This window comes from Nocardia sp. IBHARD005 (assembly GCF_052814245.1).
The window spans coordinates 5,282,724-5,299,386 of sequence record NZ_CP199935.1; the positions used below are offsets into that span (position 1 = coordinate 5,282,724).

General features: G+C 68.3%; 16 protein-coding genes. 5 read left to right on the forward strand and 11 right to left on the reverse strand.

Annotation, left to right across the window (positions count from 1 at the left end; translation table 11 throughout):
• Nucleotides 1-14: 14 nt before the first annotated feature.
• The 7 genes from pyrF to pyrR all read right to left on the reverse strand — a co-directional run bounded on the left by pyrF (nt 15) and on the right by pyrR (nt 8,785).
• Nucleotides 15-836: an orotidine-5'-phosphate decarboxylase gene (gene pyrF / locus ACTWPB_RS24890; protein WP_446226472.1), complete on the reverse strand. Its 822-nt coding sequence runs from the start codon at nt 834-836 to the stop codon at nt 15-17.
• Nucleotide 837: 1 nt separating this feature from the next.
• Nucleotides 838-4,200, reverse strand: a complete 3,363-nt coding sequence (gene carB / locus ACTWPB_RS24895) for a carbamoyl-phosphate synthase large subunit (RefSeq protein WP_446222948.1) — start codon at nt 4,198-4,200, stop codon at nt 838-840.
• Nucleotides 4,200-5,312: a glutamine-hydrolyzing carbamoyl-phosphate synthase small subunit gene (carA, locus tag ACTWPB_RS24900; RefSeq protein WP_446222949.1), complete on the reverse strand. Its 1,113-nt coding sequence runs from the start codon at nt 5,310-5,312 to the stop codon at nt 4,200-4,202. Before carA ends, carB begins: the two co-directional genes overlap by 1 nt.
• Nucleotides 5,309-5,824: a PH-like domain-containing protein gene (locus tag ACTWPB_RS24905; RefSeq protein ID WP_446222950.1), complete on the reverse strand. Its 516-nt coding sequence runs from the start codon at nt 5,822-5,824 to the stop codon at nt 5,309-5,311. The genes carA and ACTWPB_RS24905 overlap by 4 nt, the downstream gene beginning before the upstream one ends.
• Nucleotides 5,825-5,836: 12 nt before the next feature.
• The gene (locus ACTWPB_RS24910) at nt 5,837-7,135 is read right to left on the reverse strand and encodes a dihydroorotase (RefSeq protein WP_446222951.1); all 1,299 of its coding nucleotides are present in this window, start codon (nt 7,133-7,135) and stop codon (nt 5,837-5,839) included.
• The gene (locus ACTWPB_RS24915) at nt 7,132-8,085 is read right to left on the reverse strand and encodes an aspartate carbamoyltransferase catalytic subunit (protein WP_446222952.1); all 954 of its coding nucleotides are present in this window, start codon (nt 8,083-8,085) and stop codon (nt 7,132-7,134) included. The genes ACTWPB_RS24910 and ACTWPB_RS24915 overlap by 4 nt, the downstream gene beginning before the upstream one ends.
• 64 nt (nt 8,086-8,149) lie before the next feature.
• The gene (gene pyrR, locus ACTWPB_RS24920) at nt 8,150-8,785 is read right to left on the reverse strand and encodes a bifunctional pyr operon transcriptional regulator/uracil phosphoribosyltransferase PyrR (protein ID WP_378627016.1); all 636 of its coding nucleotides are present in this window, start codon (nt 8,783-8,785) and stop codon (nt 8,150-8,152) included.
• A gap of 411 nt (nt 8,786-9,196) precedes the next feature.
• On the opposite strand from pyrR, the gene ACTWPB_RS24925 reads away from it, so the two are divergent.
• From ACTWPB_RS24925 to ACTWPB_RS24935, 3 genes are all read left to right on the forward strand, one after another.
• A complete protein-coding gene (locus tag ACTWPB_RS24925; RefSeq protein WP_446222953.1) occupies nt 9,197-9,793 on the forward strand; it encodes a GNAT family N-acetyltransferase in 597 nt (198 codons plus the stop codon).
• Between the two features lie 196 nt (nt 9,794-9,989).
• Complete coding sequence (locus tag ACTWPB_RS24930) at nt 9,990-10,280, forward strand: hypothetical protein (RefSeq protein ID WP_446222954.1); 291 nt, start codon at nt 9,990-9,992, stop codon at nt 10,278-10,280.
• 313 nt (nt 10,281-10,593) lie between these two features.
• On the forward strand, nt 10,594-10,758 hold the full coding sequence (locus ACTWPB_RS24935; RefSeq protein ID WP_446222955.1) for a hypothetical protein: 165 nt from the start codon (nt 10,594-10,596) through the stop codon (nt 10,756-10,758).
• A gap of 46 nt (nt 10,759-10,804) precedes the next feature.
• Here ACTWPB_RS24935 and ACTWPB_RS24940 read toward each other — a convergent pair whose 3' ends face one another.
• The 4 genes from ACTWPB_RS24940 to ACTWPB_RS24955 form a co-directional block, all read right to left on the reverse strand.
• Entirely contained in the window at nt 10,805-11,194 is a 390-nt protein-coding gene (locus ACTWPB_RS24940; protein ID WP_446222956.1) for a hypothetical protein, read from the reverse strand.
• A 384-nt stretch (nt 11,195-11,578) separates the two neighbouring features.
• Nucleotides 11,579-13,144: an FAD-dependent monooxygenase gene (locus ACTWPB_RS24945; protein WP_446222957.1), complete on the reverse strand. Its 1,566-nt coding sequence runs from the start codon at nt 13,142-13,144 to the stop codon at nt 11,579-11,581.
• A gap of 91 nt (nt 13,145-13,235) precedes the next feature.
• Nucleotides 13,236-13,871 (reverse strand): LysE family translocator, encoded by a 636-nt coding sequence (locus ACTWPB_RS24950; RefSeq protein WP_446222958.1) that lies wholly within the window; start codon nt 13,869-13,871, stop codon nt 13,236-13,238.
• 59 nt (nt 13,872-13,930) lie between these two features.
• Complete coding sequence (locus ACTWPB_RS24955) at nt 13,931-14,506, reverse strand: TetR/AcrR family transcriptional regulator (RefSeq protein WP_446222959.1); 576 nt, start codon at nt 14,504-14,506, stop codon at nt 13,931-13,933.
• A 99-nt stretch (nt 14,507-14,605) separates the two neighbouring features.
• On the opposite strand from ACTWPB_RS24955, the gene ACTWPB_RS24960 reads away from it, so the two are divergent.
• Together ACTWPB_RS24960 and ACTWPB_RS24965 are read left to right on the forward strand one after the other, a co-directional pair.
• A complete protein-coding gene (locus ACTWPB_RS24960) occupies nt 14,606-15,571 on the forward strand; it encodes a quinone oxidoreductase family protein (RefSeq protein ID WP_446222960.1) in 966 nt (321 codons plus the stop codon).
• Nucleotides 15,572-16,003: 432 nt separating this feature from the next.
• Nucleotides 16,004-16,627, forward strand: coding sequence for an alpha-ketoglutarate-dependent dioxygenase AlkB (locus ACTWPB_RS24965; RefSeq protein ID WP_446222961.1), 624 nt, complete (start codon nt 16,004-16,006; stop codon nt 16,625-16,627).
• The last annotated feature ends 36 nt before the right edge of the window (nt 16,628-16,663 follow it).

Below are 16,663 nucleotides of genomic sequence, written 5' to 3' on the forward strand. Positions count from 1 at the left end.
CGTCATGGTGTTCATCAGCGCTGCAGGAAAGCGAACTCCTCTTGCAGCTGAGCCATCTTGTCGCACAGCGCCGTCACCGACGGGCCCGCGTTGAGCAATTCGCGCGACACCGCGGGTACGGCGGCGGCGAAGTTCGCCTCGGTGACCAGGGTGCGGATGGAGTCCGGTCCCCCGCCTTGCGCGCCGACACCGGGCATCAGGATCGGGCCGTTGAGGGCCGACAGATCCGGCGCCTCGGTGAGCGTCGCGCCGACGACCACACCGACGGAGCCGAAACCGGACCCGGCATTGCGGGCGGCGGCCTCGTCGACCATCGTCTGCGCGATCGTGCGCCCGTCCGGGGCGGTGATCCGTTGTAGTTGCGCCCCTTCGGGATTCGAGGTCGCCGCGAGCACGAACGCCCCGCGGTGATTGTCCTTCGCCAGGCTCAGCGCCGGTTCGAGGGATCCGAAACCGAGGTAGGGCGAGACCGTCACGGCGTCCGAGCCGAGTGGCCCGTCGCCCAGCCAGGCATGGGCGTAGGCGTCCATGGTGGAACCGATGTCGCCACGCTTGGCATCGGCCAGCACCAGGGTGCCCGAGGCCCGCAGTACCGAAATGGTGCGCTCGAGCACCGCGATGCCGCCGGAACCGTAGGTCTCGAAGAACGCGACCTGCGGCTTCACCAGCGCGACCCGGCCGTCGAAGGCCTCGACACAGATCTCGGCGAAAGCCTCGAGCCCGTCGACGTCTTCGGTGAGCCCCCACGCCCGCAGCAAGGCGGGGTGGGGGTCGATGCCGACGCACACGGGTCCGAACTGTCGCATTGCCTTCTGCAGCCGGTGACCGAATGTCATGTCAGCCACGCAGTTTCGAGTGCAGTTCCTGCAGCGAGCGCACCCCGATGCCGCCGTTGATGCTGGCCTCGATGCCCTGCACCGCCGCGGCAGCGCCCTGCACGGTGGTGATGCACGGGATGTTCGCGCCCACCGCGGCGGTGCGGATCTCGTAGCCGTCCACGCGGGGGCCCGAGTTGCCGTAGGGGGTGTTGAACACGATGTCGATCTCGCCGTCGCGGATCTGCTCCACGATCGAGGCTTCCGGCATGCCGGTGGCCGGATCGGTGGCGTCCGGGTCGGAGTGCTTGCGCACCTGTTCGCACGGAATACCGTTGCGGCGCAGGGTTTCCGCGGTGCCCTCGGTGGCGAGGATGCGGAAGCCCAGGTCGTGCAGGCGCTTGATCGGGAACACCATGGCGCGCTTGTCGCGGTTGGCGATCGAGACGAACACGGTGCCCTCGGTCGGCAGCGAGCCGTAGGCCGCTGCCTGGCTCTTGGCGAACGCGGTGCCGAAGTCGGCGTCGATGCCCATGACTTCGCCGGTGGACTTCATCTCCGGGGAGAGCAGCGAGTCCACGCCGGAGCCGTCGGCGCGACGGAACCGGTGGAAGGGCAGCACGGCTTCCTTCACCGCGACCGGCGCGTCCAGGGGCACGTGGCCGCCGTCGCCCTCGGGCGGCAGCATGCCTTCCTTGCGCAGGTCGGCGATGGTGGCGCCGAGCATGACGCGCGCGCAGGCCTTGGCCAGCGGCACGGCGGTGGCCTTGGAGACGAACGGAACCGTCCGGCTCGCCCGGGGGTTGGCTTCCAGGACGTAGAGCACGTCGTCCTTGAGGGCGTACTGCACATTGAGCAGGCCCTTGACGCCGATACCCTTGGCCAGTGCGATGGTGGAGCGGCGCACGGCCTCGATGTCGCTGCGGCCCAACGTGATCGGGGGCAGTGCGCAGGCGGAGTCACCGGAGTGGATACCGGCCTCCTCGATGTGTTCCATCACGCCGCCGAGGTAGACCTCTTCGCCGTCGCACAGCGCGTCGACGTCGATCTCGATGGCGTCTTCGAGGAACCGGTCGACCAGCACCGGGTGATCCGGGTTCAGTTCGGTGGCGCGAGAGATGTAGCCCTCGAGGGACTGCTCGTCGTAGACGATCTCCATGCCGCGCCCGCCCAGCACGTAGGACGGGCGGACCAGGACGGGGTAGCCGATCTCGTTGGCGATCTTCTTGGCCTGCGCCACCGTGGTGGCGGTGCCGTACTTGGGCGCGGGCAGTCCGGCGGCGACGAGCACGTCACCGAATTCGCCACGGTCCTCGGCCAGGTCGATCGCGGCCGCGGAGGTACCGACCACCGGCACGCCCGCGTCGGTGAGCCGCTGCGCCAGACCCAGCGGAGTCTGGCCACCGAGCTGGACGATCACACCAGCGACTGTGCCCGACTCGGCCTCGGCGTTGTACACCTCGAGGACATCTTCGAAGGTGAGCGGCTCGAAGTAGAGACGATCGGCGGTGTCGTAGTCGGTGGACACGGTCTCGGGGTTGCAGTTGACCATCACGGTCTCGTACCCGGCAGCCGAAAGCGTCTGTGCCGCATGCACACACGAGTAGTCGAACTCGATGCCCTGTCCGATGCGGTTGGGGCCCGAACCCAGGATGATGACCTTCTCGCGCTCACGCTGCGGCGCGACCTCGGACTCCGCACCGGGGTCCAGCTCGTAGGTGCTGTAGTGGTACGGGGTCTTGGCCTCGAACTCCGCGGCACAGGTGTCGACGGTCTTGTAGACCGGGCGCACCGCGAGGCGGTGGCGCAGCGACCGCACACCCGACTCACCGGCGAGCTCGGGCCGCAGGGCGGCGAGCTGACGGTCGGACAGGCCGTAGTGCTTGGCGCGACGCAGCAGGTCCTCGTCGAGAACGGGCGCGTCGAGAACTTCCTGACGCAGCTCGACCAGGCCGAGCACCTCGGCGACGAACCACGGGTCCACGCCGGAGGCCAGCGCGACCTCGGCGACGCTCGCGCCGAAGCGCAGCGCCCGCTCGACCTGGTAGATGCGCCCTTCGGTCGGCACACGCAGGTCGGCGAGGATGGCCTCGATCGCCTCGCGCACCGACGCCGGGTCGGTCGAGTCCACCGGGGCCCACGGCCCGTCGTCGGTGGTCCAGAAGCTGGCGGCCTTTGTCTCGAGCGAACGCAGCACCTTGCCGAGGGCCTCGGAGAAGTTGCGGCCCATCGACATCGCCTCACCCACCGACTTCATGGTGGTGGTCAGCGTGGCGTCGGCGCCGGGGAACTTCTCGAACGCGAACCGCGGCGCCTTCACGACGACGTAGTCCAGCGTCGGCTCGAAGCTCGCGGGGGTCTCGCCGGTGATGTCGTTGACGATCTCGTCGAGGGTGTAGCCGATGGCCAGCTTGGCGGCGATCTTGGCGATCGGGAAACCGGTGGCCTTCGACGCCAGCGCCGAGGAACGCGAGACGCGCGGGTTCATCTCGATGACGATCAGGCGGCCGTCGGCCGGGTCCACCGCGAACTGGATGTTGCAGCCGCCGGTGTCGACGCCGACCTCGCGCAGGATCGCGATGCCGAGATCGCGCATCTTCTGGTATTCGCGGTCGGTGAGGGTCATCGCGGGGGCGACGGTGACCGAGTCACCGGTGTGCACACCCATCGGGTCGACGTTCTCGATCGAGCAGACGATGACCACATTGTCGTTGCGGTCGCGCATGAGCTCGAGTTCGAACTCCTTCCAGCCGAGGATGGACTCCTCGATCAGGACGTTCGCGGTCGGCGAGGCGGACAGGCCGCCACCGGCGATGCGGTCGAGGTCTTCCTCGTTGTAGGCCATGCCCGAGCCCAGGCCGCCCATGGTGAACGAGGGGCGAACGACCACCGGGTAACCGAGGTCGGCGACGGTCGCGCGGACCTCGTCCATGGTGTAACAGACAGCGCTGCGGGCACTCTCACCGCCGACCTTGGCGACGATGTCCTTGAACTTCTGCCGGTCCTCACCGCGCTGGATGGCGTCGAAGTCGGCGCCGATCAGCTCGACGTTGTACTTCTGCAGCACACCGTTCTCGTGCAGCGCGACCGCGGTGTTGAGCGCGGTCTGCCCGCCGAGGGTGGCCAGGATGGCGTCGGGGCGCTCCTTCTCGATGACCTTCTCGACGAACTCCGGGGTGATCGGCTCGACATAGGTGGCGTCGGCGAACTCGGGGTCGGTCATGATGGTCGCCGGGTTGGAGTTCACCAGCGACACGCGCAGTCCTTCGGACCGCAGCACCCGGCACGCCTGGGTACCGGAGTAGTCGAATTCGCACGCCTGGCCGATCACGATCGGGCCAGAGCCGATCACCAGGATGTGCTTCAGATCCTCGCGGCGAGGCATCAGGCTCCTTCCATGAGACCGGCGAAACGGTCGAACAGGTATGCGGCGTCGTGCGGGCCTGCGGCGGCCTCGGGGTGGTACTGCACCGAGAAGGCGCGGCCGTCGACCAGCCGCACACCCTCGACGGTGCCGTCGTTGGCGCAGATATGGGAGACCTCGGCCTTGCCGAACGGGGTGTCGAACACCTCGCCGCGCTCGCCTTCCAGGGCGAAGCCGTGGTTCTGGGCCGTGATGGAGACGCGGCCCGTGCCCTCTTCGATCACCGGGATGTTGATGCCGCGGTGGCCGAACTTCATCTTGTAGGTCGAGCGGCCCAGCGCCCGGCCCAGGATCTGGTTGCCGAAGCAGATGCCGAACAGCGGGATGCCGCGCTCGAGCACACCCTGGGTGAGCGCGATCGCGCCGACCTGGGTGGCCGGGTCGCCGGGGCCGTTCGACAGGAACACGCCGTTGGGGTTCAGCGCGAGGATGTCGTCGAGGGAGGTGTTCGACGGCACCACGTGGGTGCGCACGCCGCGCTCGGCGAACATGCGCGGGGTGTTGGTCTTGATGCCCAGGTCGACCGCGACGACGGTGAACTTGTGGTCGCCGACCGGTTCGATCGTGTACATCGCGTCGGTGCTGACCTCTTCGGCGAGGTCGGCGCCCAGCATCGAGGCCTGGCCGTTGACCCGCGCGAGGAGCTCCTCGTCGGCGGCCAGCGCGGCGCCGGAGAAGATGCCTGCCTTCATCGAGCCGCGGCTGCGCAGGTGGCGGACCACCGCGCGGGTGTCGATGCCGGCGATGCCGACCACGTCCTGGCGGTCGAGTTCGTCGGTCAGCGTGCCGGTGGCGCGCCAGTTGGAGGAGACTCGCGAGGGGTCGCGCACGGCGTAACCGGCGACCCAGATCTTGGCGGACTCGTCGTCCTCGTCGTTCCAGCCGGTGTTGCCGATCTGCGGGGCCGTGGCCACCACGATCTGGCGGGCGTAGCTGGGGTCGGTCAGGGTTTCCTGGTACCCGGTCATCGCCGTGCAGAACACGGCCTCACCGAGCGTCTGGCCCTCGGCGCCGAAGGCGGTACCGCGGAATACGCGGCCGTCCTCGAGCACCAAGGCTGCTTTCACTGTCATTCGTCGTCTCCCGTCGTCACCCTGGTGGAATCCGCTGTCCCGGCCGTCCATGCCGGGTACACCGTCTTGTCGTCACCGCGGAAACCGGTATCGATCTCGGTTCCCGTCGGCAGTGTCCAGCGAATTACCAGCACACCATTGTCTGTCATCACTTTGCCCGCGTGTCCGCGCTCGGTACGCACGGCTGACACCGATTCCTGCGGAATCCAGATCACCGTGGCGCCGTCGCGTTCGAGCAGAATTCCGCGTTCGAACCGCGTCAGTTCGGCGGTCGCCCGGAATCCCAGGTCACCGACCGCGATCCGGTCCTGCCAGCTGGGCGCGATGGTGCTGCCCAGGTACATGCCGGTGGTCGGTTCCAGTAGTTGTGCGCCCAGTTCGGCCGGCACCGTCGGCAGTTCACCGATGCGTGCCTGCTGCCGCGTGGCCTTCTTCTGCCAAGCCCGGTACATCAGCCACAGGCATATGAAGAAAAATGCCAGCAGCCCGACAACCCACAGCGTTCTTTCCACGTCCTGGCCTCCCTAGATCCCGACCGCCTTGCCCTCGCGGGCAGTTACCCGGCCGCGCAGCACGGTGGCTGTGACCTCGGCCGGGAACGTCATGTCCTCGAACGGTGTGTTGTTCGAGATGCTCGCCAGTTCGGCGCCGCGCACCGTCCACTCGGCGTCGGGGTCGATCAGCGTGAGGTTGGCGGGCTCGCCGACCGCGATCGGGCGGCCGTGGTCGTCGAGGCCGACGATCGCGGCGGGCTTCTCGCTCATCACCTTCGCGACGCCGCGCCAGTCCAGCAGGCCGGACTGCACCATCGTCTGCACGATGATCGACAGCGCCGTCTCGAGGCCGAGCATGCCGGGGCGGGCGGCCGCGAACTCGCAGCACTTGTCCTGTTCGGCGTGCGGAGCGTGGTCGGTGGCGACACAGTCGATGATGCCGTCGGCCAGTGCCTGGCGCAGGGCTGCCACGTCGGTGGATTCGCGCAGCGGCGGGTTCACCTTGTTGACGGCGTCGTAAGTTTCCAGGCGCGAGTCGTCGAGCAGCAGGTGGTGCGGGGTGACCTCGGCGGTGATCGAGATGCCCTGGGACTTGGCCCATTTCACCAGTTCGACGGTGCCCGCGGTGGAGGCGTGGCAGATGTGCACGCGGGCGTTCGCGTCGCGGGCCAGCAGTGCGTCACGCGCGACGATCGACTCCTCGGCGGCGCGCGGCCAGCCGTGCAGTCCCAGGCGCGCGGCGTTGGGGCCTTCGTGCGCGATGGCGTTCTTGGTCAGGCGCGGTTCCTCGGCGTGCTGGGCGATGAGCACGCCGAGCGAGTTCGCGTATTCGAGGGCGCGGCGCATGATCAGCGGGTCGTCGACGCAGTGGCCGTCGTCGGAGAACATCCTGACCTGGCCGATACCGGCGGCCATGGTGCCCATCTCGGCGAGTTGCTTGCCCTGCAGGCCGACCGTGACGGCACCGACCGGGAACACGTCGACGAGGCCGACTTCCTGGCCGCGCCGCCACACGTGGTCGGTGATCACCACCGAGTCGGCGACCGGACTGGTGTTGGCCATCGCGAACACCGCGGTGTAACCGCCCAATGCCGCTGCGGCGGAACCGGTTTCGATGGTCTCGGTGTCTTCGCGGCCGGGTTCACGCAGGTGTGTGTGCAGGTCGACGAAGCCCGGCAGCAGGATCTGGCCGTTGCCCTCGATCACCTCGGCATCGTCGGACGCCGTCAGACCGGTGCCGATTTCGGCGATGAGGGTGCCGCGCACCAGGACGTCGACGGGGTCGCCTTCGCCGTAGGGCTTGACGTTCTTGATCAGCAGCTCACTCATACCGTTTCCTCCTGACCGACGAGCAGCCGGAACAACACGGCCATCCGCATGTGCACTCCGTTCGAAACCTGCTGCAGCACAGCCGATTTCGGCGAATCCGCGACCGCAGAGGCGATTTCCATGCCGCGCAGCATCGGGCCGGGGTGCAGGACCACCGCGTCGTCGCCGAGCAGCGCGAGCCTGCGCTCGGACAGTCCGTAGTTGATCGAATATTCGCGGGCCGACGGGAAGAACCCGCCGTTCATCCGCTCCGCCTGCACGCGCAGCATCATCACCGCGTCGGCACCGGGCAGCTCGGCGTCCAGCGAGGACGAGATCCGGCAGGGCCAGGCGTCCACGCCGACCGGCAGCAGCGTGCGCGGCGCGACCAGCACCACTTCGGCACCGAGCGTGTTGAGCAGGGAGATATTGGAGCGGGCGACCCGGCTGTGCAGGATGTCGCCGACCAGCACGATCCGCTTGCCCTCGACGTCGCCGAGGCGCTGGCGCAGGGTGAGTGCGTCGAGCAGGGCCTGGGTGGGGTGCTGGTGGGTGCCGTCGCCCGCGTTGATGATCGACGGGGCGGCGCGGTTCTCCTCGCGGGCCCACTGCTCCATCCAGCGCGCGATCTGGTGCGCGGCACCCGAAGCCGGGTGGCGCACGATCAGCGCGTCGGCGCCCGCCGCGTGCAGGGTGAGCGCGGTGTCGCGCAGCGATTCACCTTTGGAGACAGAGGAACTCGACGCGCTCACGTTGATCACGTCGGCGCTCATCCACTTGCCCGCGACCTCGAAGGACACGCGGGTGCGGGTGGAGTTCTCGTAGAACACCGTCATCACGGTGCGCCCGCGCAGGGTCGGCAGCTTCTTCACCTCGCGGCCGAGCAGGGCCTGCTCGAAACGTTCGGCTTCATCGAGGAGTTCGGTGGCGGTGCCGCGATCCAGGTCGGCGACCGTCAGCAAATGCTTCACGCCGCCACCTCGCCGGCGGTCAGGTCCGGCGTGAACCACTGGGTGGCCGTGTTCATGCGGTCCCTCACTGCTCTTGACCTTCCTGATGCAGATACACACCGTCACGACCGTCGTGCTCGACCATCAGCACCGAGATGTCCTCGGCGCGCGAAGTCGGCACGTTCTTGCCCACGTAGTCGGCGCGGATCGGCAGTTCACGGTGCCCGCGGTCGATGAGGACCGCCAGCTGCACAGCGCGGGGGCGGCCGAGGTCGCGCAGGCCGTCGAGGGCGGAGCGGACTGTGCGACCCGAGAACAGCACGTCGTCGACGAGGACGACCAGGGAGTTCTCGATGCCGCCGTCGGGCACCGAGGTGCGCTCGAGCGGGCGGTGCGGGCGACTGCGCAGGTCGTCGCGATACAGCGTGATGTCGAGGGAGCCGAGCGCGGGGCGCACACCGGAGAATTCCTCGATCTTGTCCGCCAGCCGGTTCGCCAGAGTGGTGCCGCGGGTGGGGATTCCCATGAGAACCACCCGCGGTGCGTCGGCGTCGCCGGAATCCAAAGCGGTCTTCTCGATGATCTGATGCGCGATCCGCGCTACGGTCCTGGTCACGTCCGATGGCGACAACAACTCGCGACCGGCTGCCACCCACTCCGGGGTGTGCCGCTGCGATGTTTCGCCCGCGCCGGTTTTGGCCGCCCGTTCGGGCACAGCCATGCCGACCTCCTTCCCCGCCTCACCGGACGGTCCGTTAAAGGATGCCTCACTCGCCCGTCAGCCTATCAGCGCCGCGGGACGCCTTTGACCAGGTAGGCCCACCTGTGAGCACGACCACGGACCACCAGTCGATGACCACTGCCGTGTCCGTGATCACTGTCGGTCCGAAAGCCCAGTGAGCGCGCATGTTTCGCCACGATGCAGCGCCGCGGCGGCGGTCTCGACCCGAACCGCGCCGTGATCGCCTTCACGTCGCCGGAACGCCCTAGAAGGCTGGCGCCGCGTCGGTGACTCACCCGGTCGTCAACCAGCCTCACACCAGCAGATCCTCGCCAGGATCCACTAGTCGGACACCGTCGGGCGCCCGGAAAACACGTTGCCAGGTAGCCGCGGGGTCCACCATCATCGGTCATGACCATCGGCTTCAGCACCCATTCCAGGCCGACTCCTCCGGAGCGGATCGATCTGGGCGATCTCCTGCTGCGCCGCTGGCGAACCAGTGACCTGACGCGCCAGTTCGCCGCGCTGACCGCCTCACACGCCCACCTTCGCCCGTGGATGGCGTGGGCCGAGCAGCCACCGACGCTCGCCGGACAACGCCGCACCCTCCAGAACTCGGCCGCGCACTGGCCGACGCCCGACGGCTGCTATCGGTACGGGATCTTCACCGCGAGTGGCGAGGTGGTGGGTGGGATCGGACTCCACGACAGAGTCGACCCCACCGCCCTGGAGATCGGTTACTGGTGCCACGTCGCCCACACCGGCCGGGGAATCATCGCCCGCGCCGCCCACGCCCTGACCACCACCGCACTGACCCTCCGCCACATCAGTCGCCTCGAAATCCATTGCGACGCGGCCAATGTCCGCAGCGCGGCGGTGCCACGGCGGCTCGGATACGAGCTGATCAGCACTGCCTCCCGCCCGCGCACAGCACCCGCCGACTCCGGTATCGGAATGGTCTGGGCGACAACGAGCTGCCGTCCGGAGCCACCTCGGGCGGGCCGATGAGGTTGCTTGTCGGCCGATGACCCACAGACTAGACTGTGACGCGCACCACATCGCGACGGCGAGTTCGTACCGCCGCCCAGAGCGATCGTGATCCGATCGGAGCGCCGGGTCACGGTGTTCGATCGCCACCCCGGGCTCATCGGGCCGGGCCCCAGTCACTCCACCCCCCGCTCGACCGCGCAAGGAGATGACCGTCATGACAGTTGCCGTCGAACTCGAATTCCCCGGCTCGACCCTCGAACAGTACGACCAGGCCCTGGCGAAGATGGGCTTCGTGCACGGCGGCTCCGGCGGCCCCGGCCTCCTGTTTCACCTGGTCAGAAAGACCGACACCGGATTCCACGTCACCGACGTCTGGGAAACCCCCGAGCAATTCCACAGCTTCGCCGAATCCACCCTCGGCCCCATCGGCATGGAAGTAGGCATGCCCAACCAGCCCATCATCGAAATCCACGAAATCTACAACTACCTCGCCCAGAGCAACTGAACCGCGACACCGCCGATAGCTCGCCGAACCACCTCGACATCCGCGAGCACAACGACGCCCGCGCGCCCGCGCGACGATTGCCAGAGAGGATTCGGTTGCGAGGAGGGCGCGACGCCGGGTGCCATCGCTTCTATGGAATCGACGGCGTTGAGCGGGCGGGTCGCGGTGGTGACCGGGTTGAGTCGGCGGGGCGGGATCGGGTTCGCGGTGGCGCGGCGGTTGGCGCAGCAGGGGGCCGCGTTGTTCCCCACGCATTGGGCCCGCCGAGCTGATCGAGCGCGGGATCTTGCTCAATACAGTCAATCCGGGTCCCGTGGACACGGGGTACCTGACTGCGGCGACGGCGGATCGGGATCTGACGGTCATCGAGGAAGTGCGGGCCGCGTTTCCGCGCTGCCACGTCGGGGCGCCGGATGATCCGGCTCGGTTGATCGCCTGGCTCGTTTCCGATGACGGGCGGTGGGGGTCGGGCAGGTGATCGACTCCGAGGGCGGGTTCCTGCGGTCGCAGCGGTGAACTGCGGATCAGGCCGTGCGTGCGCGGAGGGCTTGGGCGAACCGGGTGAAGATCGGGGCCAGGTCGGGTTGTTCGGGCCAGTTGTTCACCGTGGCGAGTAGCCACCAATTGCGTTGTCCGCGTAGGTCATCGGCTACTTCGAGCCGTTCGAGCAGACAGGTCCGTGGGTCGGCAAACACCGCGGCGTCGATCGCCAGCTGCGGGATCACCACGAACGGTGCCAGCAGCACCGCGGCGGCCGCCATGCCGACAGCGAGGGAATCCTGGCCGTCACCGGTGTCGGCGACGCGTTTGCCGACCAGGATGTAGGCCGCCCACAGGACGGCCGAGGCGAAACCCACACCGACCGGCTCGACGTCGAGTTGCACACCGGCCAGCAACACCACCCCGACCGCCACGGACGCCGCCAGGCCAGCAACGCCACCCCCGCCGCGGCGGCGCGCAGCCAGGCGACGGTGGCCGGTTCGGTGGTGTCGAACAGGAATACCCCGAGTGCGGCACCCACATATTGCGAGGTCGCCGCGACGATGAACACCATCGGCACCGACCAGCCGGGCAGCGCGCGCGTCGCCGACCGATCGGTTGTCGAGATCGAATTCATCCCAGGAGTAATCCACAGACGGGCACGGATTTCCACGCGATCCGGCCCAGGATCGAATGACCCTGGGCCGGTTCGTGATTCAGGTGGCATCGCGTCGCCGTGGCGGTCAGGTGCGCGCCGGCCGGGCCGTACTGCCGGAAAGTCGGCGCCGCAAGCGTAGGAAACCGCTCTCGCGCGATTCCTAGACGCCGAACCACCTGGTCAGAGCCACGCGCAGATCGGCCGCGGCAGTGTCGGACGGCTCGTCGATCGTCGCCGCCCAGGCGATGTGACCATCGGGGCGGATCAGGAGAGCATCGGCCGGGCGATCGACAGTCTTTGCCGAGTGGATCTCGACGCGCGGCGCCCATTCCCCGACGATCTCGCGCAGGTCGGCGCGGTCGGCCAGGTCGAGCAAGACCGGTCGCGCGGCGTGCATGAGTTCGGCGACGGTGGTGGTGCCCTGGTCGGTGTGCAGGATCAGATCGGGCGCGAAAGTGCCGGTGAGCGAATGGGTTCCGGGTGCCGGGTAGCGCAGATCGGTGCCCGCGACGAGCGCTCCCATCCGGCGCAGCGCGGGTTCGTCGGCGAGGAGTTCCTGGAACACCGCGCGCAAGGCCTCGGCGGCGGGGTCCTGACCCTGGCGCAGTGCCGCCTGGGCGCGGGTCTGCAGCAGTGCGCGGCCGCCGGCGAAGTGGCGTTCGGAGTGGTAGGTGTCGAGCAGGTCCGCCGGTGCCCACCCTCCGATGTCGGCGGCCAGCTTCCAGGCAAGGTTCACCGAATCGGTCATGCCGAGGTTCATCGCGGCACCGGTGGCGGGCAGCAGGTGGGCCGCGTCACCGGCCAGGAAAACCCGGCCCACACGGTAGTTTTCAGCCTGCCGGTCCTGGAACTGGTAGCGCGACAAGCGAGTCGGTGCGCCGAGTGGAACCTCCGCGCCGAGCACGCGCCGGACGCTGTCGCCGAGTTCGGCCATGGTCAGCGGTTCGTAGTTGTCGTATTCGGCGTCGTCGTTCTCGGTGGTCTGGAAGAACATCACCCGGTCCTCGGAACTGACCCGTCCGAGCGCGAACACCCCGTTGTCGGTGCGGGTGAATCCCGGATCGATCCGGCCGACACCGGGTACCTCGATCCCACCGTCGGCGAGCACGGTCACCGACTCGTGCACCGCGACCACCGCCAACCGGTTGACCTCCGGATAGGTGCGGCCGGGGAATTCGATTCCCGCCAGTTCGCGAATCCGGCTGCAGCCACCGTCGCAGCCGACCAGGTAGCGGGCGCGCACCCGGTACGGCCCGTCCGGCCCGTTCACCTCCGCGATCACCGCGTCGTCGTCCTGGGTCACCGCGACCACCTCGTGTCCGCGCCGGATCTCGGCGCCGAGGTTTACCGCGTCCTCGGCGAGGAACTCCTCGACCCGCGCCTGCGGAATCGCCATAGCGTGCATCGGAGTTTCGTCGAGACCGGTGAAGTCCAGGTGCACGCCCCCGAAGGGGAAGATCGGCTTCGGACTCGGGTCACCGCTGACCGCCGTCATCCGGTCGAGCAGTCCGCGAAAGCGCAACACATCCAGAATCCGCCCACCGAGACCGCTGGCCTTCTGCGCGGTACCCGGCTGTACACGGCGTTCGAGCACCAACAGCCGCACCCCGGTCCGACCCAGCTCCCCCGCGAGCATCAATCCGGCAGGCCCAGCGCCGACAACGATCACGTCGGTGGTCATCTCTTGCATGATCTTGTCACTCCCGAATGTGGCTGGTCCCTGCATTGCCCAGCGATTGTGCAGCACCACCTGGGCCTTGCCGCAAGCCCCCGGGTGAGCTATAAGTTAGAAGGGGCAACGAGTTGAGACGGCCGCGTCAGTGGGTCCCGGACAGCGCCATCCCCGCACCGACTCCGATGATCATCAGCCCACCGGTGCTGCCGACAGTTTCGAGGCGACGGGGCGAACGCACGAACCACGACCGCGCCGTCGCCGCGAGCAACGCCCAGCAACCATCCGACAGCGCTTGGATCGTCAGGAAGATCGCACCGAGGATCAGCAACTGCGCGGGCAGCCCACCTTCGGCCGGAACCGCGAACTGCGGAAGGACCGCGCCGAAGAACACGATCGTCTTGGGGTTGGTGGCGCCGACGATGAATCCCTGTCCGAGCACCCGACTTCCACCGATGCTCGGGGCATTCGATTGCATGGCCGCCGCCAGCTCCTTGCGCTGCCGGATCGTCGCGACACCCAGATAGATCAGATATCCGGCTCCGGCAATCTTCACGAGCAGCAACAACGTCGCCGAGGCCATCAAGACCGCACCGAGGCCCACCGACACCGCGACCAACGGGACGAACGATCCGGCGACGGCACCTGCGACCGACAGGACAGCGGACCGGCGCCCCAGCGTCAGTGCTCGACCGATCGCGAACAGCACGTTCGGGCCTGGAATCACAATGATGATCAGAGAGGCAACGGCGAAGGCCGCGGCATTCGACAGCGGAACCATCTGTCGGAGCGTAGCTCCGCTCGACCGCGCTCCGCGCCGGAATCCGGCGACGCTGCGGCTCAGGGAGCGCGCAGAACCGAACGAACCAATTCCGCTATCGCCGAGCGTAAACGGTCGACCTCCCCCGCCCTGGCCAGTTGCTGAGCGAGTTCCCCGCCGACCGTCGAAAGCAACAGTGCGCCAACGGTGTCGGCGTCGATGTCGGGGCGGGCCTCGCGCAAGAGGGTGCCGATGTGCTGTGCCCAGAACGTGTGGAATTCGGCGCTGCGGGGATGTGGCGGCATCGCCTGATAAGCCGCGATCAGTTCCACGTCGTCGGTGACCAGGCTCGTCATGGCGTCGAAGAAGGCCAGTAGCCGGTCGGTCGCCGGTGCGCCGGGCCCCAGGGGCGGCGGGCCGCTCGTGACCGCCGTCATCAGCCCGGCTGCGCCCTCGGCTACGAGCTCGTAGAGCAGGCCCGCGCGGCTGCCGAACCGGTGGAAGATGGTGCCCTTCCCGACGCCTGCCGCTGCCGCCACCCGATCCATCGTCACCCCGGCCGCGCCGTGTTCGGCCAGCAGCGTGGCGGTGGCATCGAGGATCGCTCGACGGTTGCGCGCTGCATCGGCGCGTTCGGTGGGACGTCGGTCGGTCATCGCACCCGCTTTCTCGGCACCCGCCGATCCGTTGACAAGTTGACCGACGGTCCATATCGTTCGAGATATCTGGACCGACAGTCAACTTATGGAGTTCTGATGCAGGCAATCGTAATGACAGAGACCGGCGCACCCGAGGTCCTGGTGGCACGGGAGGTCGGCGAACCTCGCCCGGGCGAGGGGCAGGTCGCCGTCCGAGCGGAGGTGGTGCCGGTGCTGTACCCGGAGACCAAGATCCGGGCCGGCGCGTTTCCCTTCCCCGCGCCGCTGCCCGAGGTCTTCGGGTTCCAGGCGGCGGGCACCGTTGTCGATATCGGCGCCGGCGTTGATCGGGGATTGCTCGGCGCACGGGTGGTCGCGTCCACCAACGGCTTCGGTTCCTACGCCGAACTCGTTGTCGCCGAAGCCGATTCGGTGACAGTGATCCCGGACGAGCTGACCACCGAGCACGCCGCCGCGATCCTGATGCCGGGGTCGGTGGCACTGGCGCTGATGCAGACCGCGGCCGTCGCCGCGGGCCGGACCGTCCTGGTCGAAGCGGCAGCCACCGGCGTCGGCAGCTGTCTCACCCAGCTGTGCGCCGCCGCGGGCGTGCGCGTCATCGGTACCGCGGGCGGGGAACAGAAAGCCGGCCTCGCCCGGGCCAACGGTGCGCACGAGGTACTCGACCACACCGCGCCCGACTGGGTCGGCCAGCTGGCCGACCTGCTCGCAGGCGGCACGATCGATGTCGTATTCGATTCGATCGGGGGCGATTCACTGACACCACTGCTCGACTTGATCACGCCACTGCGCGGCCGGATCCTCAGCTACGGCTGGCTCGACGGCGCACCCGCACAGCTGGGCGTCACCGATCTGATCCTGCGTGGGCTCACGCTCACCGGCTGCGCGGGCACCGCCTGGCTCGGCGAAGTCGCGCGGCAGCGGTCGGCGGCACTGACGGCTTCAGCGCAGGGCCTGCTGACACCCGTGGTCCACTCGGTTCTCCCCCTTGCCGGCGCCGCGGCCGCGCACCGAATGCTCGAAGACCGGGTCGCGTTCGGCACCGTTCTGTTGCGGCCATGACGAACCCGGCGGCCAGCATTCGCGGGTTCCTGTTCGGGCGCGCGCACGCCGCCGCCAAGGGCTTGCGGCCCGGCACGGACTATGACGAGGAGCTCATGTTCCTCATCTGCGCGCTGCACGATATCGGTCTGTCCGAACGTGCCAACAGCGATTCGAGGTGGACGGCGCGGATTTCGCGGCCGAGTTCCTCGAAGCGCAGGGCGTCCGCGATGAGTGCGTCGACATCATCTGGGACGCCATCGCCGCACACACGACCGGTCTCAGCGACTCGCCCGTGTATCGCCGACGGCGACCCGCCGCCATCTGGATCGCGGTCACCGGCATCAGCCTCGACGAACATGATTCTCGACACGAGCGGCTGGAAGGACTGAGCCGACGCGGGATCGCACCGCTTATCGAACATACATTCGAACACGTTGTAGACTGGCGCTCATGTCGCTGCCCCTGCAAGGTTCACTGTTCGACGGTGAGGCGATTGCCCTGGGTTCGATCGAGGCGATCCGGCGCACCCAACTCGACGCGACCAGCTGGGTCGATGCGCTTCCCGGCTGGCTGAGCGGCGCGAGTCAGCTGTTCGACCGGCTGGCCGAGCGCGTTCCCTGGCATGCCGAACGCAGGCCGATGTACGACCGGGTCGTCGATGTGCCGCGGCTGGTGTCGTTCTTCGGGGAGAACGATCCGCTGCCGGATCACATTCTGGTCGACGCACGGGCGGCGCTGACCGCGCATTACGCGGCCGAGCTCGGCGAACCGTTCCGGACGGCCGGGTTGTGTTTCTATCGCGACGGCCGCGACAGCGTCGCCTGGCACGGGGACACGATCGGCCGCGGCGCCACCCACGACACGATGGTCGCGATCGTGTCGGTCGGGGCGCCGCGTTCGCTGCTGCTGCGGCCGCGCGGTGGGGGCGCCAGCGTGCGGTTCACGGCGGGGCACGGGGATCTGCTGGTGATGGGTGGGGCCTGTCAACGCACCTGGGAGCACGCGGTTCCCAAGACCGCACGCCCCGTCGGCCCCCGCATCAGCATCCAGTTCCGCCCACGCGGCGTCCGGTGAGCCGTCTGCCGCACTGAGCAATACTGACGGATTTCG